The sequence below is a fragment of the Streptantibioticus cattleyicolor NRRL 8057 = DSM 46488 genome (genome assembly GCF_000240165.1).
Taxonomy (GTDB): Bacteria; Actinomycetota; Actinomycetes; order Streptomycetales; family Streptomycetaceae; genus Streptantibioticus; species Streptantibioticus cattleyicolor.
Genome location: NC_017586.1, coordinates 920,200 through 941,428, shown reverse-complemented (window position 1 = coordinate 941,428; position 21,229 = coordinate 920,200). Strand labels below are relative to the sequence as shown.

26 protein-coding genes and 1 pseudogene are annotated in these 21,229 nt (G+C 75.1%); 9 read left to right on the top strand and 18 right to left on the bottom strand.

What is annotated here, in order from left to right:
* Positions 1–63: 63 nt before the first annotated feature.
* Positions 64–735, bottom strand: coding sequence for an HAD family hydrolase (locus tag SCATT_RS03880; RefSeq protein ID WP_014141627.1), 672 nt, complete (start codon positions 733–735; stop codon positions 64–66).
* Positions 736–759: 24 nt separating this feature from the next.
* A complete protein-coding gene (locus SCATT_RS03875) occupies positions 760–1,296 on the bottom strand; it encodes an Lrp/AsnC family transcriptional regulator (RefSeq protein ID WP_014141626.1) in 537 nt (178 codons plus the stop codon).
* Between the two features lie 286 nt (positions 1,297–1,582).
* Between SCATT_RS03875 and SCATT_RS03870 the strand changes: the two genes are divergently transcribed.
* Together SCATT_RS03870 and SCATT_RS03865 are read left to right on the top strand one after the other, a co-directional pair.
* Complete coding sequence (locus SCATT_RS03870) at positions 1,583–3,052, top strand: FUSC family protein (protein ID WP_014141625.1); 1,470 nt, start codon at positions 1,583–1,585, stop codon at positions 3,050–3,052.
* Positions 3,053–3,201: 149 nt separating this feature from the next.
* A complete protein-coding gene (locus tag SCATT_RS03865; protein WP_014627457.1) occupies positions 3,202–3,627 on the top strand; it encodes a hypothetical protein in 426 nt (141 codons plus the stop codon).
* Between the two features lie 61 nt (positions 3,628–3,688).
* Here the strand turns inward: SCATT_RS03865 and SCATT_RS03860 are convergent, their stop codons facing one another.
* Positions 3,689–4,066: a hypothetical protein gene (locus tag SCATT_RS03860; protein WP_014141623.1), complete on the bottom strand. Its 378-nt coding sequence runs from the start codon at positions 4,064–4,066 to the stop codon at positions 3,689–3,691.
* 229 nt (positions 4,067–4,295) lie between these two features.
* Between SCATT_RS03860 and SCATT_RS03855 the strand changes: the two genes are divergently transcribed.
* Positions 4,296–5,363: a lactonase family protein gene (locus SCATT_RS03855; protein WP_014141622.1), complete on the top strand. Its 1,068-nt coding sequence runs from the start codon at positions 4,296–4,298 to the stop codon at positions 5,361–5,363.
* A gap of 80 nt (positions 5,364–5,443) precedes the next feature.
* Here the strand turns inward: SCATT_RS03855 and SCATT_RS03850 are convergent, their stop codons facing one another.
* The 5 genes from SCATT_RS03850 to SCATT_RS03830 form a co-directional block, all read right to left on the bottom strand.
* On the bottom strand, positions 5,444–6,331 hold the full coding sequence (locus tag SCATT_RS03850) for a sirohydrochlorin chelatase (protein ID WP_173405621.1): 888 nt from the start codon (positions 6,329–6,331) through the stop codon (positions 5,444–5,446).
* Between the two features lie 113 nt (positions 6,332–6,444).
* Complete coding sequence (locus tag SCATT_RS03845; RefSeq protein WP_014141620.1) at positions 6,445–7,443, bottom strand: N-acetylglucosamine kinase; 999 nt, start codon at positions 7,441–7,443, stop codon at positions 6,445–6,447.
* Between the two features lie 2 nt (positions 7,444–7,445).
* The gene (locus SCATT_RS03840) at positions 7,446–8,423 is read right to left on the bottom strand and encodes a phospholipid scramblase-related protein (RefSeq protein ID WP_014141619.1); all 978 of its coding nucleotides are present in this window, start codon (positions 8,421–8,423) and stop codon (positions 7,446–7,448) included.
* Between the two features lie 27 nt (positions 8,424–8,450).
* Positions 8,451–9,128 carry a uracil-DNA glycosylase gene (locus SCATT_RS03835; RefSeq protein ID WP_014627456.1) on the bottom strand — a complete coding sequence of 226 codons (678 nt, stop codon included), beginning with the start codon at positions 9,126–9,128 and terminating at the stop codon, positions 8,451–8,453.
* A 47-nt stretch (positions 9,129–9,175) separates the two neighbouring features.
* Entirely contained in the window at positions 9,176–10,279 is a 1,104-nt protein-coding gene (locus SCATT_RS03830; protein ID WP_014141617.1) for an NADH:flavin oxidoreductase/NADH oxidase, read from the bottom strand.
* A 121-nt stretch (positions 10,280–10,400) separates the two neighbouring features.
* On the opposite strand from SCATT_RS03830, the gene SCATT_RS03825 reads away from it, so the two are divergent.
* Positions 10,401–10,763 (top strand): ArsR/SmtB family transcription factor, encoded by a 363-nt coding sequence (locus SCATT_RS03825; RefSeq protein ID WP_014141616.1) that lies wholly within the window; start codon positions 10,401–10,403, stop codon positions 10,761–10,763.
* Between the two features lie 10 nt (positions 10,764–10,773).
* Here the strand turns inward: SCATT_RS03825 and SCATT_RS03820 are convergent, their stop codons facing one another.
* Positions 10,774–12,150 carry a ferredoxin--NADP reductase domain-containing protein gene (locus SCATT_RS03820; protein WP_014141615.1) on the bottom strand — a complete coding sequence of 459 codons (1,377 nt, stop codon included), beginning with the start codon at positions 12,148–12,150 and terminating at the stop codon, positions 10,774–10,776.
* Positions 12,151–12,319: 169 nt separating this feature from the next.
* Positions 12,320–13,042 carry a TetR/AcrR family transcriptional regulator gene (locus SCATT_RS03815; protein ID WP_231905039.1) on the bottom strand — a complete coding sequence of 241 codons (723 nt, stop codon included), beginning with the start codon at positions 13,040–13,042 and terminating at the stop codon, positions 12,320–12,322.
* 579 nt (positions 13,043–13,621) lie between these two features.
* Between SCATT_RS03815 and SCATT_RS03810 the strand changes: the two genes are divergently transcribed.
* Entirely contained in the window at positions 13,622–14,611 is a 990-nt protein-coding gene (locus SCATT_RS03810) for a hypothetical protein (protein ID WP_014141613.1), read from the top strand.
* 12 nt (positions 14,612–14,623) lie between these two features.
* Here the strand turns inward: SCATT_RS03810 and SCATT_RS03805 are convergent, their stop codons facing one another.
* From SCATT_RS03805 to SCATT_RS03780, 6 genes are all read right to left on the bottom strand, one after another.
* Positions 14,624–15,046, bottom strand: a complete 423-nt coding sequence (locus tag SCATT_RS03805; RefSeq protein ID WP_014141612.1) for a secondary thiamine-phosphate synthase enzyme YjbQ — start codon at positions 15,044–15,046, stop codon at positions 14,624–14,626.
* A gap of 48 nt (positions 15,047–15,094) precedes the next feature.
* Positions 15,095–15,430: a hypothetical protein gene (locus SCATT_RS03800; RefSeq protein WP_014141611.1), complete on the bottom strand. Its 336-nt coding sequence runs from the start codon at positions 15,428–15,430 to the stop codon at positions 15,095–15,097.
* Positions 15,431–15,546: 116 nt separating this feature from the next.
* Positions 15,547–16,248, bottom strand: coding sequence for a phosphatase PAP2 family protein (locus SCATT_RS03795; RefSeq protein WP_014141610.1), 702 nt, complete (start codon positions 16,246–16,248; stop codon positions 15,547–15,549).
* Positions 16,249–16,291: 43 nt separating this feature from the next.
* Positions 16,292–17,236, bottom strand: coding sequence for a M56 family metallopeptidase (locus SCATT_RS03790; protein WP_014141609.1), 945 nt, complete (start codon positions 17,234–17,236; stop codon positions 16,292–16,294).
* 85 nt (positions 17,237–17,321) lie between these two features.
* Positions 17,322–17,882 (bottom strand): DUF5134 domain-containing protein, encoded by a 561-nt coding sequence (locus SCATT_RS03785; protein ID WP_014141608.1) that lies wholly within the window; start codon positions 17,880–17,882, stop codon positions 17,322–17,324.
* A gap of 198 nt (positions 17,883–18,080) precedes the next feature.
* Positions 18,081–18,326, bottom strand: coding sequence for a hypothetical protein (locus SCATT_RS03780; protein WP_014141607.1), 246 nt, complete (start codon positions 18,324–18,326; stop codon positions 18,081–18,083).
* Between the two features lie 94 nt (positions 18,327–18,420).
* Between SCATT_RS03780 and SCATT_RS03775 the strand changes: the two genes are divergently transcribed.
* Both SCATT_RS03775 and SCATT_RS03770 read left to right on the top strand, forming a co-directional pair.
* Positions 18,421–19,059, top strand: coding sequence for a TetR/AcrR family transcriptional regulator (locus tag SCATT_RS03775; protein ID WP_231905038.1), 639 nt, complete (start codon positions 18,421–18,423; stop codon positions 19,057–19,059).
* Positions 19,060–19,220: 161 nt separating this feature from the next.
* Complete coding sequence (locus tag SCATT_RS03770; RefSeq protein ID WP_014141605.1) at positions 19,221–19,406, top strand: hypothetical protein; 186 nt, start codon at positions 19,221–19,223, stop codon at positions 19,404–19,406.
* A 104-nt stretch (positions 19,407–19,510) separates the two neighbouring features.
* Here SCATT_RS03770 and SCATT_RS03765 read toward each other — a convergent pair whose 3' ends face one another.
* Positions 19,511–19,840 (bottom strand): hypothetical protein, encoded by a 330-nt coding sequence (locus SCATT_RS03765; RefSeq protein WP_014141603.1) that lies wholly within the window; start codon positions 19,838–19,840, stop codon positions 19,511–19,513.
* 197 nt (positions 19,841–20,037) lie between these two features.
* Between SCATT_RS03765 and SCATT_RS35975 the strand changes: the two are divergent.
* Both SCATT_RS35975 and SCATT_RS35970 read left to right on the top strand, forming a co-directional pair.
* Positions 20,038–20,548: pseudogene (locus tag SCATT_RS35975) on the top strand (SigE family RNA polymerase sigma factor).
* An 8-nt stretch (positions 20,549–20,556) separates the two neighbouring features.
* Positions 20,557–20,967: a hypothetical protein gene (locus SCATT_RS35970; protein ID WP_078590614.1), complete on the top strand. Its 411-nt coding sequence runs from the start codon at positions 20,557–20,559 to the stop codon at positions 20,965–20,967.
* Here the strand turns inward: SCATT_RS35970 and SCATT_RS03755 are convergent.
* Positions 20,964–21,215, bottom strand: coding sequence for a hypothetical protein (locus SCATT_RS03755; RefSeq protein WP_014141600.1), 252 nt, complete (start codon positions 21,213–21,215; stop codon positions 20,964–20,966). The two genes, SCATT_RS35970 and SCATT_RS03755, sit on opposite strands and share 4 nt — an antisense overlap.
* Positions 21,216–21,229 lie beyond the last annotated feature (14 nt).

Below are 21,229 nucleotides of genomic sequence, written 5' to 3'. Positions count from 1 at the left end.
ACGTCGGGCGGCCCCGTGGGCTTCCCGCCGCGCCGCCCGGTACGGCGGCCCGCGTCCCCGGGGTCAGGACATGATCCACGCGTACGTCCGGGCGGCGTCGAACTCCCGTTGCCCGCCCGGGAAGAGCAGGTCCGCCGAGGCGAACGCCGGATCGTCCGCCTGCTCGGGCAGATACGGTACGGCGACGCACCGCATGCCGGCCCGGGCCGCCGCCGTCACACCCGGCGCCGCGTCCTCCAGCACCACGCACCGCTCCGGCGCCACGCCCAGCCGCTCCGCCGCGGCCAGGAAGACGTCCGGGGCCGGCTTGCCGTGCTCCACCTGCTCCGCCGAGACGGTCAGCGCGAACGCCCCGTCCAGCCCGGTGCCGGCCAGCACCGCGCGGATCGCCCGCGGCGACGAACCCGAGGCGACCGCCATCGGCACCCCGGCCGCCCGCAGCCGCTCCACCAGCTCACGCATCCCCGGGAACGCCCGCACCGTGCGCCCCGCCAACTCCAGGTAGATCCGGTTCTTCCCGGCCAGCAACTCCTGAACCGGGGCCGCGATCCGGTACTCCGCGCGCAGCGCCGCCAGCGTCTCCTCGGTGCCGATGCCGACGAACCGGGCGTGGTGCTCCCACGAGTAGCCGTCCACCCCGTACCGGGCCAGCAGTTGCCGGCCCGCCTCGTAGTACGCCGGCTCGCTGTCCACCAGCGTGCCGTCCAGATCGAAGATGACCGCGCGGGTGTCCATGGCCACCAGCTTGCCAAGCGCGGCTCAGCCGGCCGGACCCGGGTCGCCCGGCGGCGTGCGGTGGGCCGGGGTGTGCCGGGGTGCCGGCCGCGCCGCGCCCCGCCCCACCGACTCGACCAGTGGCAGCATCCGGTGCGGCACCCGCTCCCTCAGCACCACCTCGGTACGGGTGCGGACCACGCCGGGCATGCTGATCACCCGCTGGATGACGTCCTCCAGATGCGTGTTGTCGCGGGCTGCCACCCGGGTGAGGAGGTCGCCGTCGCCGGTGACCGAGAAGACCTCGATGATCTGCGGCACCGCGGCCAGCCGCGCCCCGACGTCGTTGAGGTTGCCCTGGGTCACCTCGATCCGCAGGAACGCCGTCACCGGGTGGCCCAGCGCGGCCGGCGACAGCCGGGGCCCGTAACCGGTGATCACCCCGTCCCGCTCCAGCCGGTCCAGCCGCGCCTGCAAGGTGCCCCGGGCCACGCCCAGGATGCGGGCGTACTCCCGGACGCTGGTTCGCGGCTGCTCCAGCAGCAACCGCAGGATCCTGGCGTCCAGCTCGTCCACGGCCATGGCGCGGCGGTCTCCTAGGTCCTGGCGTGCGGGGTCGGGCGCTGCGACTCTACCAACGGCCCGCCCGCCCCGGCGGTCCCCGCCGCGACCTGGGCCGTTGGCCCGCCCCTGGCCGTGCCGGCCCCGCCCGTGCTGGGCCAATGGCACATCCTGCGAGCGATCTCTTGAGCCAGTGGGGCCACGGGTGCTGTCATGGAGGGGTCGATGGCGCTGCGGATCCCGCGGCGCCTTTTTCATATCAGGACGTACCGAGACACCCAGGGGGCGGAAAGCTGTGCTCAAGAGGATGTTGGTGGCTCCGGATCCGGGGCGGACGCGGCTGCGTGCCGCGCTGCGGGCCGTCCTCGGCGTGGGTGCGGCGGTGACCTCGTCCTACCTGGTCGGCCACACCCTGCCGGGGGCGATCGTCGGCGGACTCGCCGCGCTGCTCGCGCTCTTCACGGTGGCCGACGCCGGGGTGCGGGCGCAGGCGGTCACCACCGTGCTGCTGCCGGTCGTCGGCGCCCCGGTGCTGGCGCTCGCCACCGCGCTGCACACGGTGCCATGGGCGCGGGACGCCGCGTTCCTCGCCGTGGTCGGCGCCGGGGTCTACGCCCGCCGCTGGGGAGCCCGGGGCAACGCGCTGGGGATCTTCGCGTTCATGGCGTTCTTCATGGCGCAGTTCCTGCGGGCCGTCCCCGGCCAACTGCCCGCGCTCTACGCCGCCATGGCGACCGGACTGATCGCCTCCGCGGCGGTCCGCTTCGGGGCGTGGTGCTACGAGCGGCGGCAGCCGCCGCCCGTCGTCCTCACCCCGCCGGGCGGGCGCGGACTGGCCCGGGTCACCACCCGCCAGGCCGTCCAGGCCACCCTCGCCTGCGCCTTCGCGCTCGGCGCCGGACAACTCGTCTCCCAGCAGCGCTGGTACTGGGCGGTGGTCACCGCGTGGTGGATCTTCGTCAACACCTCCTCGCGCGGTGAGACGCTGGTCCGCGGCTTCCGCCGGGTCCTCGGCACGGTGACCGGCATCGTGGCGGGGCTGGTGGTGGCCGTTCCGCTGAACGGCGCCCCGGTGCCCACCCTGGCGCTCGTCGCCGCCTGCGTCTTCGGCATCTTCTACGCCGCCCCGGTCTCCTACAGCTGGATGATGTTCGCGGTGACCTCGATGGCCGGGCTGCTCTACGGGCTCCTCGGGGTCCTCACCCCGGACCTGCTCGTCCTGCGGCTGACCGAGACCGGGGTGGGGGCGCTCGGCGCGGCGCTCGCCGTGGCCCTGGTGCTCCCGGTCACCACGCACGCCACCACGGACGCCTGGATCCGCCGCACCCTGCACGCGGTGCGGGACGCCACCGTCGCGGCCGGGTCGGCGCAGCCGCTCCACCCGCACATCGCCCGGCTCGACCTGCTGCTCGGCCGGGTCCGCCTGACGCTGGCGCCCCTGGTGCACCCGCTCAGCCCGCTGCGCGCCCGCAAGGCCCGGGCTCGCCGGGTGCTCGCGCTGCTCGACGACTGCGCGCGGCAGGTCCGCGGACTCGCCGGGGCCGTCGCCGAGCACGCGGCCGGCCACGACGAGGTGCTGGTGGCCGCCTGCGCCCGGGTGGAGACGGCCGTGCTGCGGCTGCTCGCCCCGCACGAGGCGGCCGATGCGGCCCACCACCCGGCCGGTGCGCCCGCCGTGGACCACCCGGCCCTGGTGCATCTGCACGGCCTCGAAGCCGCGCTGCGCGAACTCCACGCCCCGCTCAACGCCGCGCCCCGCCCGGCGCTGGCCGCCTGACGCCCCGGCGGCCGGTGCGCCATCCGCGTGATTCTCTCCACCGAGGGGTTTTTCCGCAGCCGGTCCGACAATGCCGTCGGAGAATGCACGCGTACCACGGCGGCGAAAACGCCGGGGTAGCGGGACGCCGAAACGACAAGGAGCGACCAGTGAGAAGAGTCGTGCACGCCGGAACCGTCTTCGGCGCCTGCGGGCTGATCCTGGCGGGCGCCGGGGCCGCGCACGCCCAGACCGGGCCGGAGCCGTCGTCCCTGCTCTCCTCCGTACTCGGTGCCGACGTCGGCACCCTCACCGCCATGACGTCCGGCGTCATCTGCAACAACCGGCTGGCCGACATCCATTACAAGTCGCCGGTCTACAAGTCGCCGATGCCCCACCCCTGCGTCAACGGCCCGGTGCACAGCGGGAACAGCGTCAACAGCGGGAATTTCATCAACCACGGAAATCCCAACAGCAGCGGCAACATCGACAACACCAACGGCTCCACCAACAGCCACAACGCCTCCACCGGCAACACCGCCGGCAGCACCAACGCCGTCCAGAACCTCCTGGGCGGCCTGGTGCCGCGGCTGTAGCCGGCCCGCGACGGGAGCGATCGTCCGCCCGGACCGGGGGACGGCCGCTCCCGCCCGGTCGTCACAGCCGCTGCACGCCCTTGTGGGTCGCCTGCAGGACGTTGTCGCTGTGCTGGGTGTTCTTGATCGTGTTGTCCACGTTGACGCTGCCGTTGATATTGGTCGGGCCGCCGCTGTCGTTCGGGCTGCCGTTGATGTAGACGTTCTGCGCGTCCTTCACATTCCCGCTGTCCACCGCGCCGTTGATACAGAATTCCGCTCGCTTTCCGCAACGGAATTCGGAGCTGAGATCTCCGTAACTGTCGCCGTGCCATCCACCGTCGTCGGAATCGAGCAGCCAGCCGCCATGCCACCCGGCAGCGGACGAAGTGCCCCCCGCGGCCAGCAGCAATCCGCCGGCCGCCGCCATCATCACGCTGATGCGTGCGAAATTCCTCACCGTGCGCTCCTCGCCCTCGCGGTGTGCAAGACGCGGTCTTGTTACAGTGCGCCGCCGCGTTCACCAAGTCTGGGATTCGGCCCGTCGGTCGCGTTCACTCGCTCCGACCGCCCCTTTTCACCCCGACGGCCCTTCGCCGCCCTGGGCACGCCCGGCGGCCCGCGTACTACCGTCTGCTGCGGCAGCCGTACCGCGTCACCGGCGGCTACGGGCATCTACGGACACGTACGTGCAGGCGTACAGGGGACGGAACTTCGTGACCGGCAGCGGACAGCGGGCGTACATCGGATCGTTCACCTCGGCCGGCGGGGCCGGGATCACCGTGGCGGCGGTCGACCCGGCCGACGGCTCCCTCACCGTGACCGGCCGCACCGACGCCGTGCCCGACCCTTCCTTCCTCGCCCTGTCGCAGGACGGCGGCGTGCTCTACGCGGTCAGCGAGCAGGAGGAGCACGGTCAGGCCGCCGCCTTCTCGCTGCGCGACCCGGACGCCCCCGCGCTGCTGGCCCCGGCCGTGCGGGTCGGCGGCGGCGCCCCCACCCACCTGTGCCTCTACGACGGCCACCTGATCACCGCCAACTACGCCGGCGGCAGCGTCAGCGTGCTCTCCCTCGACCCCGAACAGGCCCCCGCCGCGCTCCGCCACGTCCTGCGGCACGAGGGCGACGGCCCGCACCCGGAGCGTCAGGAGGGCCCGCACGCGCACGCGGTCACCCCGGACCCGCGAGGGCGCACCCTGCTCACCGTCGACCTGGGCACCGACTCGGTGCGGGTGTGCGCCCTCGACCCGGCCACCGGCGAACTGCGGGTACGGCGCCAGACCGCGCTGCGCCCCGGCAGCGGCCCGCGCCACCTCACCTTCCACCCGGCCGGCCACCACGCCTACGTCGTCGAGGAACTCGGGGCCGGCATCACCGTCGCCGCCTGGGACGGCGAGACCCGCGAACTGCGCCCCACCGGCCACACCCAGCCGCTCGGCGAACCCGGCACCGACCACCCCTCGGAGATCGTGCTCGCCCCCGACGGCCGCTTCGCCTGGGTCGCGGTACGCGGCCGGGACGAGATCGCGGTCCTGGCCGTGAGCCCGGACGGCGGCCGGCTGGAGCTCACCGGGCGCACCGGATGCGGCGGTTCGTGGCCGCGCCACCTCACCCTGGACCCGGCCGGGCGCCGGCTGTACGCGGCCAACGAACGCTCCGGCGAGGTGACCTGGTTCGACCTCGACCCGGCCACCGGGACCCCGCACCGGTCCGGCACGCTGCCGGTCGCGGCGGCCTCCTGCGTGGTCTTCCGCTGACCGGATGCGGCCGTCGAGCCGGACGGCCGGGGACGCGCACATGTCGTCCCCGGCCGTTTGGTGCGGTCACGCCGCGCCGGTCAGTGGGCCGGCGCGCTCTGCGGTGCCTGCGGGGCGAGGCCCAGCACCGTGGTGTACTTCGCCAGCACCAGCTTGCCCACCGCCGGGTAGGCGCCCAGCGGCTCGCAGGTGTCGCAGCCGGCCTGCTCGGCGGCGGAGGCCAGCAGCCCCTCGGGGAGTTCGGGGCCGACCACGCAGGGCGCCAGCGCCAGCCGGGTCGAGCCGGAGGCCCGCAGCTGCTCGGCGACGGCGGCGACCGAGCCGTCCACGTCGAGCCCGGCCGCCAGCACCGGCACCGCGAGCCGCGCGGCCAGCAGCAACCCGGTGACACCGGCCGCCGACACCGCCTCCTGGCCGCCGGTGGTGACCAGCACGATGCCGTCGGCCGCGGTGGCCACGGTGAACAGCCGGGCCCGGTCCGCGCGGGCCAGCCCGGCCTCGGAGAGCCGTACGTGCAGCGCCTCGGCGAGCAGCGGGTGCGGACCGAGCGCGTCGGTCACCTCCGCGGTCACCCCGCTGTCCGCGACCGCCTGCGCCACCCGGGCCAGCACCGCCGGCTCCGGCCCGGCCAGCAGCGGCACGACGACCGCCGCCGGGACGCCGTCCTCCCGCTCCTCGGCACCGGCCCCGGCCAGCACGTCACGCAGCGCCGGGAACGCCTCGTCCTCCCCGGGGGCGTCCAGGTACCCGATCCGCGCGTCCAGCCCGGACAGTTCGGAACGGGCTATGCTCACGACCTCCTCGACGAGCGAGCGGATCGCGGCGGAGGGGGCGCCGGGGACGGCGAGGACCAGGGCGGGCGCGCCCTGCGGGGCGGCCAGCGGCTCCGGCCGCCGGTGCCGTCCAGGCTGTCGTGGACGCGGCATTCGTACGGGCAGGCCAGGTGCGGGGCCAGTGGCTGAGCTCATGGCCTCGCATGCTAACGGTTTTGTGCGTTCCGGTGTTCGGGCGGGTGGCGTGGTGCTGCGGAAGGTCCCGTTTGGTCCGGATCGTCGGCAACGTGCGGGCGGGCGGCCCCGGTTCAGTGCAGCGTCAGCAGCCGGGGGTCGGCCGGCAGCATCGGCCCGCCGTGCGCCAGCGCCGCCGCGATCCGCACCGCGCCCAGCAGCGGATCGCCGTCGGCCGCCACCAGTCGTGCCCCGGGCGCCGCGTGCGGCGCCAGCTCGCGCACCGGGCCGAGCAGCGGCTCGCCGAGGTTCAACAGCCCGCCGGTGAGCGCCAGTTCCCACCCGTCCCCGGTCCGTACCGGCTCCGGCCGCACCGCCGCCGCCGCGTCCAGCAGATGGCGGGCCGCCTGCCGCAGGATCCGCGCCGCCACCGGGTCGTGCGCCGCGCACCGCCCCACCTCGGGGGCGAACGACGCCAGCACCGCCGCCCGGTCGGCGCGCGGATAGAGCGTCCCCGGCAACTCCGGCGCCGGGCCGAAGCGCGCGGTCAGCCGGTCCAGCAGCGCCGCCGAGCCCTCCGGGCGCCCGTCGTGGGCGCGCAACGCCGCCTCCAGACCGGCCCGGCCGATCCAGGCACCGCCGCCGCAGTCGCCGAGCAGGTGTCCCCAGCCGTCGGCGCGCCGCCACCCCCCGCCGCCCGGTTCGGCGCCGAGCGCGACCAGCCCCGTCCCGGCCGCGACCACCACCCCGCGCCGCACGCCCAGCGCTCCGGCGTAGGCGGTCACCGCGTCGGCCGCCAGCGCCAGCCGGCCCACCCCGAGGCCGTTCCGCAGCGCGGCCGGGAGCCGTTCACGCACCGCGGTGCCGAGGGAGGCCAGCCCGGCGGCGCCGATCGTGGCGGCGGCGATCCGGGGCCGTCCGGCCCGCGCCGTCAACTCCTCGGCCACTGGGAGGACATGGGCCAGCAGCCGCTCGGCGTCGAGGCCGCGCGGACCGACGGGCACCGGATCGGACACGGCACGGGTGAACGCCGGATCGGCCGTCACCGGCTCGCCCGGCGCGGGCAGCGCGGCCAGCGTGATCCGCACGCCGGAGCCACCGGAGTCGACCCCCAGCACCCGGTCGCCGCCCATGGTCAGCGGCTGTCCTGCTTCAGCGCGGTGTCCACGGTGAGCGCGGAGGCGACCACCATGCTCAGCAGCGGATCGGCCAGTGGGCGGTGGATCTGGAGCACGTAGTTGTCGGCCGTGGTGAAGACCGCCTTGGCCAGCCCCTCCCAGGTCTTGGTGATCCGGGCGACCTCGGTGTCGGTGTGGTCGACGACGGAGAAGTTCCAGGCCCGCCAGTTCTCCGCCTTGATGGCGCCGATCTGCCGACCGTCGGCCACGAAGCCGAAGTTGATCTTCCCGAAGACGTTCTGCTGCACGATCTCGCCGAGCTGGCCGCCGTCCGCGCGCTGCACGAGCATCTTGGACTTGATGAACTTCGCCGGCCGGGTGAGCATCAGCACCGGCTGCCCGTAGGCGTCGCGCACCTCCAGCCGGTGGGTCAGGAACTGGTCGACGTTGGACAGGAACCGCACCACCTTGCGGGCGGCGCTCTGCCCGACCTCGGCCACCGAGCCGATCTGCCGTCCGGCCTGGTCGAAGACGCTGTACTCGTTGCTGACCTCGATCAGCTTGGCCTTCTGGTTGACCACCAGCACCGGCTCGGTGAAGAGCGTCCCGCCGCCGCCCGCGGTGGGCGCCACGCCCGCCTGGTGCTGCACCTGGCGCTGGATCCGCGCCGGGTCGTGCGCCCCGTCGACCCCCAGCTCCCACGGGTTCTCCCGCTGCGGCATCCCCTGCGGGGCGCCCGGGTGCGGCGGCATGGCGGGCGGCTGCGGTGCCTGGGCCTGCGGTGCCGGGAACTGCGCTGCCTGGGCCTGCGGTGCCTGGGCCTGCGGGACGGGCTGCGGCTGCGCGGCCGGCGGGGCCTGCGGTGCCGGCTGCCGCTGCGGCACGGCGGCGTGGACGTGCTCGGTCCACTGCGAGCCGTCCCACCAGCGCAGGTCCGGCGTACCGTGCGGGTCCGCGTACCAGCCGGCCGCAGGGGAATTCGAATGCGTGCTCACGCCGCGCAGACTACCTTCCCGGCGTCGTCACGGCAGGCGCCAGTCCACCGGCTCGGCACCCTGGCGGACCAGCAGTTCGTTGGCCCGGCTGAACGGCCGCGAGCCGAAGAAGCCGCGGTCGGCGGACATCGGCGACGGGTGCGCCGACTCGATGGCCGGCAACTGGCCGAGCAGCGGGCGCAGATTGCGCGCGTCCCGCCCCCACAGGATCGACACCAGCGGCGTACCACGGGCCACCAGCGCCCGGATCGCCTGCTCGGTGACCTCCTCCCAGCCCTTGCCGCGGTGGGCGGCGGGGCGGCGCGGGGCGGTGGTCAGCGCCCTGTTGAGCAGCAGCACACCGTTGCGGGTCCACGGCGTCAGATCCCCGTTGGACGGCGGCGGATGGCCCAGGTCCTGCTGGTATTCCCGGAAGATGTTCACCAGGCTGCCCGGCAGCGGCCGCACGTCCGGGGCGACCGAGAAGCTCAGCCCCACCGCGTGACCCGGCGTCGGATACGGATCCTGCCCGACGATGAGCACCCGCACCTGTTTGAACGGCTGCTGGAAGGCGCGCAGCACATGCTGTCCGGCGGGCAGATACGTGCGTCCCGCGGCGATCTCGGCGCGCAGGAAGTCGCCCATCGCGGCGATCCGGTCCGCCACCGGCGCGAGCGCCTCGGCCCAGTCCGCCTCGACGATCTCGTTCAAGGGTCGTCCAGCCACGGTGGGTCACTCTACTGGCCCACCGGGCCTCCCCGCCGCCGCGCCGGTCAGTGCGCCCGGTGGTAGGGGTCCGGCACCGGGAGCGGGGCGCCGAGGGCGGCGGCGGCACGCTGCGGCCAGTAAGGGTCGCGCAGCAGTTCACGGCCGAGGAGCACCGCGTCGGCCTCGCCGTTGGCGACGATCTTGTCGGCCTGGCCGGGCTCGGTGATCAGGCCGACGGTGGCCACCGGCAGCCCGGTCTCGTTCCTCACCCGGGTGGCGAACGGCACCTGGTAGCCCGGGGCGACCGTGATGGCGGCGTTCGGGGCGTTGCCGCCGGTGGAGACGTCCAGCAGATCGACGCCACGGGCCCGCAGGTCACCGGCGAAGCGCACGGTGTCGTCGCCGGTCCAGCCGTCCCGCTCGTCCTCGGGGTTCTCGGTGAGCCAGTCGGTGGCGGAGATGCGGAAGAACAGCGGCAGTTCCTCCGGCCACACCGCGCGGACCGCGTCGACCACCTGGAGCGGGAAGCGCGTGCGGTTCTCGTACGAGCCGCCGTACTCGTCGGTGCGGCGGTTGGTGTACGGGGAGAGGAACTCGTTGATCAGGTAGCCGTGGGCGCCGTGGATCTCGACCACCTCGAACCCGGCCGCCAGCGCCCGCCGGGCCGCCTCGGCGAACTGCTCGGTGAGGCGCGCGATCTCCGCCACGGTCAGCTCCCGCGGCGTGGGGTGGCCCTCGGTGAACGGCAGCGGGCTCGGCGCGACCGGGGTCCAGCCGTACCCCTGGCCGGGGGCGATCGGGGCGCCGCGGTCGACCCAGGTGCGCTCGGTCGAGGCCTTGCGCCCGGCGTGGGCGAGCTGGATGCCGGGGGTGGCGCCCTGTGCCTTGAGGAAGCCGGTGATCCGGCGGAACGCCTCGGTCTGGGCGTCGTTCCACAGGCCCAGGTCGTAGGGGCTGATGCGGCCTTCCGGGCTCACCGCGGTGGCCTCGGTGAGGATGAGCCCCGCGCCGCCGGCCGCCCGGGAGGCCAGGTGCTGGAAGTGCCAGTCGGTGGGCACGCCCTGGCCGGGGCCCTCCGGCGCCGCGGAGTACTGGCACATCGGTGCCATCCAGACCCGGTTGCGCACGGTCACGGATCGCAGGGTGTACGGCTCGAACAGGGTGCTCACGATGACGCGTTCTCCTCGTTGCGGGGCCGGCGGACGATCGCCGAGGCGTACGACGATAACTCTCGTACTACGGCAACTGTCAAACTACGACGCTCCTCGTACCAGCCGCTACCATGGGGACATGCCGTCTTCCCCGCCCCCGGCCGGCCGGACCCTGCCCCACCCCGGCCGCGACGAGATCCGCCTGGAGGCGGTGCTGCACGCGCTGTCGGACCCGATGCGGCTGCGCGTGGTGCGCGCGCTGGCCGCCGCCGAGGCCGAAATGGCCTGCTCCGAGGTGGAGTTGACGGTGAGCAAGTCGACCTCCACGCACCACTTCCGGGTGCTGCGCGAGGCCGGGGTGATCTGCCAGTGCTACCGGGGCACCGCCAAGATGAACGGGCTGCGCCGGGACGATCTGGAGGCGCTCTTCCCCGGGCTGCTCGACGCGGTGCTGGCCGCGGCCGAACGGCAGGCGTCGCCGGCCGCCGCCGGTACGCGCTGACCGGCGCCGGTCACCCCACCTTGGCCGCGGCCAGCAGCCCCGGCCAGTCGGGGATCTTCACCGGGCCGCGCTCCAGCCGCCGGCCGAGTTCGCGCTCGGCGGCCTCGATCGCCTGCCACCCCGGCCACCCCACCGGGGAGGCCCCCAGCGCCCGCAGCCCCGCCAGCGGATCACCGGGCAGCGGACGTCCGCGCAGCTCGTCGGCGTCGGCCAGCAGCGCGGCCACCGTCTCCTTGGCGCACGGACGGTTGCTGCCGATCACGCCGGTCGGGCCGCGTTTGATCCACCCCGCGACGTACTCGCCCGGGGAGCGCCGGCCGTCCCGCAGCACCCGGCCGCCCTCGTTGGGCACCACCCCCCGCTCGGCGTCGAACGGCAGCCCGGCCGGCGGAGCCCCGCGGTACCCCACCGAACGCAGCACCAGCCCGGCCCCGAACCACTCGGTGCGTCCGGTGCCGCGCACGCCGCCGTCCCCGTCCGGCACGGTGCGCTCGAAGCGGACCCCGGTCACCCGGCCGCCGGCCCCGGTGATCTCCTCGGGGCGCAGGTAGAAGCGCAGATGGATGCGACGGCCCCGGTCACCGGCCACAGCGTGGTCGGCCGGAGCGCGGTCGGCCCACCCCCGCAGCACCTCCAGGTTGCGCCGGGCCGTCGCGGAGAGCGCCGCCGGATCGGCCCGCCCCGACACGTACGGGTCCAGCGCCAGCTCCTCGGGGTCGACCACCACCTCGGTGTCCGGCAGCAGCCCCAGCTCACGCAGTTCCTTGGTGGTGAACTTGGCCTGCGACGGACCGCGCCGGCCCACCATGTACACGTCCCGGATCCGGCTTCCGGCCAGCGCCCGCAGCGCCGCCTCCGGCACGTCGGTACGGCGCAGCTCGGCCGCGCCGCGCGCCAGCATCCGCGTCACGTCGACCGCCACGTTGCCCACCCCCACCACCACCGCGGCATCGGTGTCCAACGGGAACCTCTCGTGCGGCGCGTCGGGGTGCGCGCTGTACCAGGAGACGAAACGGGTGGCCGGGAAGCTGCCCGCCAACTCCTCACCGGGGACGCCCAGTTGCCGGTCGGTGGCGGCGCCGACGCAGTAGACCACCGCGTGGTAGAGGCGCAGCAGGTCGGCCGGGGCCGGCCCCGGCGCGTCCAGCCCCACCGCCACGTTGCCGACGAACCGCACCGAGGGCTCCTCCAGCACCCGGCGTAGCGCGCCCTGCAACGACTTGATCTTCTCGTGGTCGGGGGCCACGCCGTACCGCACCAGCCCGTACGGGCACGGCAGCCGGTCGAGCACGTCCACCGCGACATCCGGCACGGACGTGGAACGCAGCAGGGAATCGGCGGTGTAGACCCCGCTGGGCCCGGATCCGACAACGGCGACTCGCAGCACGGCCGGCTCCTTTCCGGCGGTTGGTCCGGAAAGTCCGCCGGTGACCCCAGCATGGCACCGGGAGGACCGGGACGGGAGAGCCGCAGGGGTCGTCCCCGGCGCGTGTCCGCCGTACCCCGGCGCACCACGGCGCACCCCGCGCTCACGGCGGAGCCGCGCGCTCCCCGGGCTACGGAGTCTCGGCCGGGCCCGGTACGCCACCGCCCCGGCGCCGGGCGGGCGGGCCCAGCTCGCCGCAGTCGTCCGCGTCCGGGGCCCGTACCTCGTACGGCACCGGACGCCACGGCCGGGGCGGGTCGCCCTCCGGGGGGACGCCCAGCTTCCAGTCGAGGCCGTACCGCTGGAACAGTTCGGCACGCAGGCTGGCCAGCGGCATCGGGGCGCCGGGCAGCAGCAGCGCCACCACCGCGCCCATCAACAGCGCGCGCAGCAGCCGGTATTCGGCCGCCGGGTCGCTCGGGCCGCGCCGGGCCACCGTGTCCTGGAGCAGGGCCGCCAGCTTCTGCTGCTCGGGGCACTGGATGAAGCCCTCGTGCTGGAGGATGGAGGCCATGTGGGTCCGCATCACGGTGGCGTGACTGGCCGTCAGCCCGAGGATCGCGTCGACCGCGCGGGCCATCCGCTCGTCCGCGTCCTCGCTGCGCGGCTCCCGTTCCAGCGCGGCGGCCAGCGTCAGATGCATCAGCCGGTGCACCGCCGACTGGACCAGCGGACGCTTGCCGGGGAAGTAGTACGAGACCAGACCGCGGGCGGTGCCGGCGCGGTCGGCGATGTCGGCCAAGGTGGTGGCCTCGTAGCCGCGTTCGTCGACCAGTTCCAGCGTCGCCTGGAGCAGCCGTTCCCGGGAACGGCGCCGCAATTCTTCATTGACCGCTGGGCTTCGCGGGGACATGCTGTAACTCCGGCGTTGACTGGCTCAGAGCCAATATACTCAGCGTCGTGCCTCGGGCCCCGGAGCAGCGGGGGTCACGAGGCCCGGCTGCGTACCGGGCGACGCGGGGGATCGCCCGGTAACGCGGCCAGGTACCGGCCCCGCCACCGGGGCGGTCGCGCCGACCCGCGCCCCGCCACCCCCCGTCGTGCCCTCCGGCCGTCCAGGACATCGTCCGTCGTGTGGCCATCGTCCCCCCCAACCGCCTCGCGTGCCGCCGGTTCGCCGACGGCCCGCCGTGATGCGGCGGGAAGACCGTCCACCGTCGCGGCACGAGACCATCATGCCCGAGAGCACCGGGCCGTGACATGGTCCGGCCGGTGCTCCTCCGCCGCTTTCCACCCGGCCGTATTCCTCGGGACGCCGCCGGTGACCGGTACGGTTCCGCGCGCCCCGGGACATCGCGCGCCCTCCGCCCGATCGGCATCACCCCGGGCAACCTCACCCGCGCGGCCCGCCGGGCGGGACGCCACGACCCGGCGCGGGCACACTGGCCGGAGCAGACCGCCCTCCCGACCACGCGGAACCCGAGGAGACCGGATGGCCCGTCAACATCCCTCGGCCGCCGCCCGGTCCGGCCCGGCGAGCCGCCGCGCCCTGCTGCTCGGCGCGGCCGGGGCCACCGCCGCCGCGCTCACCGGCTGTTCCGGCGGCACCGGTCCGGTCCGGCACCCGGGCGCCCCGACGCCGTCCGCGCTGCCGCCCACCACGCCCTGGCGGCCGTCCCCCTCCGACGTGCGCCCCGCCGTCAAACTCCGTGCCGTGCAGGTCGTCGAGGCCCTCGGCGCCTGGCCGCCCGGCGGCGCCGGGGCCGCGCACGCCCGGGCCAGGGTCGCCGCGCTCGGCCTGCCCGCCGCCCTCGCCGGCCAGGCCGGACCGCTCGCCCCCGAGGCCGACGCCGCCGCGCTCCAGGTGGTCACCGCGCAGTACGGCGGCGTCCTCGCCGACTCCGCCAGCGTGCTCGTCGTCTGCCGCCAGTGGACCCGCTCCGGCGCCGGATCCGTCACCGCCGGCGGCACCACGGTGGACGTCCGGCTGCGGGCCGGGCAGCCACGCTGGACCGTCACCGAGCTGCGTCCGGCCCGGCCCGGCCCCCCGGCCGCCACGCTGCCCGAAGCCGCCCGGCGGGTGCTCGCCGAACCCCGTATCGCGCTGCCCCCGGCCGCCGCCGACGACATCCGGGCCGGCACCGTGCACGGCAGCGTCCTCGCGGCCATGCTGACCCTGGCCCGGCGCTACCGGATCGACGTCAGCGTGGTGCGCTCCGGCCATCCGCTCCACGTCTTCGGCACCGACCGGCCCAGCGACCACCCCCGTGGCCGGGCCTTCGACGTCTGGCGCGTCGACGGCCACCCGGTGGTCGACCCGGCCACCCCCAGGTCACTGATCGCCGCCTTCATGCGGGACGCTGCCGCCGCCGGCTCCTACAACGTGGGCGGCCCGGTGGCGCTGTCCGGCGGGGCGACGCCCGGCCAGTTCTTCACCGACGACACCCACCACGACCACGTGCACGTGGGTTTCGACCACTGAAGCGCCCGCGGATCACCCCAGGAACGACAGCCGGACCGAGCGGCGCGGGTTGTCCCGGTTGGTGTCCACCAGCACCACCGACTGCCAGGTGCCCAGCGCGAGCCGGCCGCCGGTCACCGGCAACGTCGCGTGCGGGGCGACGAAGGCGGGCAGCACGTGGTCCCGGCCGTGGCCGCGGCTGCCGTGCCGGTGCCGCCAGCGGTCGTCGGCGGGGATCAACTCCCGCAGCAGGCGCAGCAGATCGTCATCGCTGCCCGCCCCGGTCTCGATCAGCGCGACACCCGCGGTCGCGTGCGGCACGAAGACGTTGAGCAGCCCGTCCCGGCCGGCCGCCGCCTCGTCCAGGAAGGCCGCGCAGGCACCGGTGAGGTCGTGCACGGTCTCGGCGGAACCGGTGGTGATCTCTACGACGCGGGTGGTGAAGGTGTCAGACATGACTCCATGGTCCACGAGCCGTGGCCGTGCGCCACGGTCACCGCGCGGTCAGCCGTGGCCGCCGGCCACCGGAACGTCGTGGCGCAGCGCGGACGGCGGCGCGGTGCCGTCGGAGCCCGCATCGCCCGCCGCCTGCGGCTCAGCGGTGACACACCCGCAGGAGGCGCAGACCCACAGCGGCCCACGCGGGTCCTGCTGACGCCACATGGTGCGCCGGCAGCGCGGACAACCGGTGGTCTCGATCCCGTACGGGCCCATCGGGGGAGGCTCCGGGGTGCTGTCCACGTAGTCGATGATCTGCGTGCGGATCCGCTCGTCCGTGGTGTTGGCCATCCGCAGCAGATGGGCGGCGCGTGAGCGGGCCTCGTCAGCAAAGTCGGTCATCGCACCGGCAGGGTACGCCCCAGGGTGGAGGCCGCGCCTGTACGTTCTCCCGAATTCGCCGGAAACGGTGAACGAGCGGACGGCGGTGCGCTGACCCGTCCCCGGCCGGGGGATGGTCAGCGGCCGTGCGGTGTGCCGTCGCGCCGCCAGGGTGCGCAGAACGCCGCGGTCGCGGTGACCACGGCGGCCCCGGCCAGCCAGCCGCCGATCACGTCGGAGGGCCAGTGCACGCCCAGGTAGACCCGGGTGACGCCGACGCCGGCCACGGATCCGGCGCCCACCACCACGGCGAGCGCCCACCATCGCCCGCGCCGCCCCGACAGACGCAGCAGCCACGACAACGTCAGGCACGCGGTGGTGGCGGCCAGCGCGTGACCGGAGGGGAAGGCGGCGCCGGTGGCCGTGTCGACCGGGTGCGGCCAGTGCGGCCGGGCCCGGTCCACCGCCGCCTTGACCGCGGTCTCCACCGTCCAGCCGAGCACCGCCGCGGTCACCGCCCAGTACGCCTGGCGGCGCCGCCCGGTCAGCCAGCACACGCCGGCGGCGACCACGGTCAGCGCCCGCATCGTGGTCGGCCCCCACACCCAGTCGGTGAGGACGAGGGCGAGCCGGGTCCACCCCGGATGCCCGAGGGCGGCGGTGTGCAGCGCGGAATCCACGGTGGCGTCGGGCGGCAACGGGACGGTGCGCCCGCCCACGGTGACCACGGTGACCAGGAGTACGGCGAAGAGCGCGGCGAGCCCGGCCGTCCAGCGCAGACAACGCGCCCGGGCGGCGCGGTCCGGGCCGGGGCCGGATACGGGGACGTCGGTCGGCATGGCCGCCGAGCTTACGGCAGGCGGCCGGCCGGACCACCGTCACCTACGACAACGCGCGCAACGCCGGCGAGACGGTCACCAGCAGCGGCACCGCCGGAAGCAGCAGCGCCAGCGCCGACACCCGGATCCGGTGCGCCCGGGGCAGCCGGGGCGCAGGGTCCAGCAACCGGTCGACGCGGCCCGGCAGTTGGGCCAGCGCGGTCGGGCACGGGCCGAAGACCCCGCGGTCCTCGTTGAGGCCGACGAGGGCGAGCGCGGTGGTCAGCCGGCCGAAGCGGCGGGAGGCGGCGTCGTCGGCCGCCAGCTCCACCAGCCGGTGCACCTGGCCCGCGAACCCGGCGAAGACCGGCACCTGCGGGAAGCCGGCCGCCAGCGCGTGGGCGCAGTGCCGCAGCCAGTCGTGCCGGGCCCGGGCGTGCCCCTGCTCGTGCGCCAGCAGGGCGTCCAACTGCCGCCCGTCCAACCGGCGCAGCGCCGCCGTGGTGACCACCAGCCGGGGCCGCGGACCCGGCAGCCACCACGCGTCGGGGCGCTCGCCCTCCAGGATCACCAGCCGGTGCCCGGACTCGGCGTGCCCGCCCTCACCGGGGAGCAGCGGCGCCCGGCCGCGCAGTTCGCCACGCCGCCGCCGGCGTTCGGCCCGGGCGGCCCGCACCTCGCGGGTGAGCATCGCCACCGTCCAGGCACCGCCGCCGAACAGCACCGCGGCCACCACCTTGGCCCACGGACCGTAGGCGGTCAGCGCGTAGGCCTCCACCACACCACGCGGGGCCGGCGCGAACAGATGCCAGCGCACCGCGGTCCACGCCGCCGAGGCGCACAACGCCATCGCCAGCGCACAGCACAACAGGACGGCGGCGACCACGCATTGCCACACCCACAACGCCAGTACCGGCTCCCGGTCCGGCCACGTCGCCCGGGACAACAGACGGGGCGCCGTCGCCGCGGTCAGCGCGCCGATCAGGAGCAGCACCAACGGGACCGTCATGGCGCTCAGACTAGGCGCCCCGGCTACCGATGGGTACGCCCCCCGTGCGAAGGTGACGCACACCACGTGGGCCCGCCCGGCGGCCCTACATCGTCAGCAACATCGCGACCATCGCCAGCGCCATCGACGTCCGGCACGCCGTCGCCAGCCCGGGGGTGCGCAGCAGGGGCGGGCCGGTGACGGTGGCCGGGACGGGGGCCACGGGGGGCAGGATGCGCAGGCCGGTCCATATCGCGTAGCCGGCGAAGTAGCCGAGGAGCAGCGCGGTGAGCCACGGCACCCCGGCCATACCGTGGGTCATGCCCGCCATCGGGCCGGTCATGGGGTGCGGGGCGCCGGCCATCGCCAGGGCCATGTAGACCATGGCGCCGGCGCCGACGACGTGGTGCAGGTGGCTCGGGGCGCGCCGGGCCACCGCGAGCGCGTGGAGCCCGGCCGCCCCGAACGCCACCGCCAGCACCGGCGGCCCCCACGGGCGTTGGTCGAGCACCGAGCCGGGGACGGCCATGACCCCCATGCCGAGACCCATCAGCCCCTCGGCGCGTACGGCACACCCGGGCCGCGACGCCGGACGCAGCAGGCAGAACGCGCCGGTGGCCGCCCCGATCGCCACCACCAGCCAGCTGACGAGCAGCGGTCCGTGCATGTCGCCTCCCCGTACGGCACCCGCCGCACCCGGAAGGGACCTTCCCGCCCCGTTCGGGGCGCACGCTGGCGCACGGGTGTACGAGCGGCGCACGCGCGAACCGCCCGCGCCCTCGACCGCCGCACCCCGCCGGCCCCGCGCCCCGCACCTCCGCGCGCCGACGCCCGCCCGCACGGCACCGTCCCCCCGCCGCCCGCCTCAGGCCGTCCGCCTCCGGCCCGCCACCACCAGCGCCACGCCCACGCATCCCACCAGCAGCCCGGCCCACCAAGGGGTGCGCCACACATGGGAGATGAGGCCGGTCACGCCGAAGCTGTGGTGCCAGACCGCCTCGGTGAGCGCGGAGCCGAACCCCTGGACCGTCACCACCCAGCCGACGACCTCGACGGCGCCCGCCTTCTTCCCCGTCCCCGACCCCTTCTTCCCGGTCCCGTCGTCCGTCATGGTCGTCCTCCCCGTAGGTCGACGCGGCTCGCCCGCGTTTTTATGATGCGATCGCACCATAACCCGAACGGGACCCTTCCCGCACGGTCCCCTGGTGGCGGCATGGAAGGCTTGGCGGGTGCCCAAACTGGTCGATCATGAGGAACGGCGACGTCAGATCGCCGAGGCGGTGTGGCGGATCGCGGCGCGCAGCGGACTGGAATCGGTCACGTTGCGGCAGGTCGCCGCGGAGGCCGGGTTCTCGATGCGCCTGGTGCAGTACTACTTCACGGCCAAGCAGCAGATGCTGCTCTTCGCCCTGCGCCATCTGCACGAGGTCAGCGGCGAGCGGGCCCGCAGGCGGCTGCTGGGCGACGCGCGGACGCCGACGCCGCGGGAGATCCTGCGCGCGGTGCTGGAGGAGATGCTCCCGCTGGACGAGGAGCGGCGCACCGCCCTCCTGGTGCACCTCGCCTACTTCGTCAGATCCGTGGAGGACCCGGAGCTGGCCGAGGTCTTCCTCGGCGAACCCGGCGAACTGGAGGAGTTCGTCGCCGGGGTGATCCGCGACGCCCAGCGCGCCGGCGACGCCCCCGGCCGCCTCGACGCCGGGCGCGAGGCCGACATCCTTGTCTCCGGCGTCGTCGGCCTGGGCATGGACGTCGTCCAGGGGCGCCGGACGATGGAGGACGTCATGGCCACCCTCGACTACCACATCGAACGCATCATCCCGGCCGCCTCCACCACCGGGTGACCCCCGGCCGGAACAGAACGTTCCGCCACCGTGGGTAACCGGTTCGTGTCACCCTGGTGACGACCGGGAGGAGAAGCCATGCCCTGTCCCGCCTGCGGGCAGCCGATGCAGCTCAACGGCTCCATGTGGCAGTGCTTCAACTGCGGACGACTGGAGCCGAAATGAGCCGACGGCGCTACCTGGAGTACGAGGCCCGCCACTGCGACAAGCGCGGTTGGTACGTCGTCGGCACCGACGGCCACCTGGCCAACATCGACACCGGTGACGGTCGCGCCCGCGCCGCCTTCTTCGGCAGCGAGGAGGAGGCCGAGGCGTGCGTGCGGGCGCTCAACGGCACCGAGGCGTGAGCCGCCCCGCCCTCGGGCCACGCCACGGCGGCGTGGCCCGAGGGCCGTTCCACGGCTGACGCCGCGACGGAGGCGGCGCACGCCCCGGTGTGCGCCTCGGTGGATCAGCCCACCGCGTTCGCCCGCTCAGCGGCGCTCAGTTCGGAGATGGGGTGGGCGGCGTTCTCCACGTGGGCGTGGCGAGCGTGGGCCGCCGGCTCGGTGTGGTGCACCGAGGTCGCGGCCTCGGCACGGTGGACCGGCACCGGGGTCGCGGCGTCGGCGTGGTGCGCCGGGACCGGGACCGGGGTGGCCGCGTGGGCCTGGTGGGCCGGCACCGGGGTGGGGGTCGCGGCGCTGGCGACGCCGCCGGTACCCGCGGCGACCAGCGCCGCTCCGGCGGCCAGGCTGTACATCATGCGGCGGTTCTGGGTGATCTTGCGGTGCTTCGACAACGCTCTTCCTCTGTCTCGGATCACGGGCCGCCGCGTCACGGGCGGTTGCCCTGGTGTGAGAGACGTACGGAAACGGGCACGGCCGGGGTTGCACGGCGCGGCGGGAAAAATCTCCGTGCCGCGCCGTGCAACCCCGCGGGGCCCGCCCTCCGTATGTATCTGCGCGGGGAGGCGCGCGAGCGGAGGGTTGGTCGGAAGTGAGGGAAGCGGTCCGGGAGCGGCAGTTCCGGGAATTCGCCGAGGCACGGCAGGCACAGCTCCGACGCAGCGCCTACCTGCTGTGCGGGGACTGGCACCAGGCGCAGGACCTGACCCAGACCGCGTTGATGAAGCTCTACGCGGCCTGGGGACGGGTCAGCCGCGACGGCAACGTGGACGCCTACGCGCACACCATCCTCACCCGCACCTTCATCGACCAGCGGCGCAAGGGGGGGCTGGCGGGAGGAGCCGGTGGGCGAGCCACCCGATCTGCCCGCTACCGTGTCGGCCACCCCGGAGTTGCGACTGATGATGCACGAGGCCCTGCTGAAGCTGCCGCCCCGCTACCGGGCCGTGCTCGTACTGCGGTTCTGGGAGAACCGGACGGTCGAGCAGACCGCGCAGGCGCTCCAGGTGACCCCGGGCACGGTCAAGAGCCAGAGCGCCCGCGGGCTCGCCCGGCTGCGCGAGATCGTCGAACGCCTGGCGGGCGAACGGACCGGGAGGTGAGGCCGGGTATGGACGAACGCCACGACCCCGACGAGGCCGCCGTGCACGCCGCCTTCGAGGAGATCCTGCGCGCGCGGCCGGAGCCCGCGCTGCCCGGAGTCGTCGACGCGGCCGTCGTCGGCGGCCGGCGCATCCGCCGCCGCCGCGCGGCGCTCTCCGCGGCCGGCGCGCTCGCCGTCGTGGCCACCGCGGTCACCGTGGCCGTCGGCCTCTCCGCGCCCGATGGCCGCCGTGCCCCGCAGCCCCTCGCCCCGATCGGCAGCGTCACGCCCCACCCGACGGTGTCCACGCCGCGGGAGACCGGGACGCCGGAGGCCCGGCGGTCCGCCGCGGACGCGGTCCCGTCGCGGCCGGGGCCCGATCCGCGCGGGACGGGCGGCCCCGCCCGGGCGGCGGACCGGACGCCCCGCGTTCGCTAACGGCCGGCGTCGCGGCGGTTCCGGACCGCCTGCCAGGCCGGTGACGTCAGGTCGACGACCATGCGGTCGCCGGTCAGCGCGTGCTGGACGACGACCCATCCCTTCCCGTCGAGGTCGTCGAGTTGCTCCGCGATGTCGGGGCCCAGCTCGTCCATGAGCTCCGCCTCCCGGGGCCGGGTGTCGGCGTCCAGGAGTTCGGCCAGCCGGAAGACGAGCGCCTCCTCCTCGGCGGTGACGCTGAAGTCCATGGCTTCAGGCTACG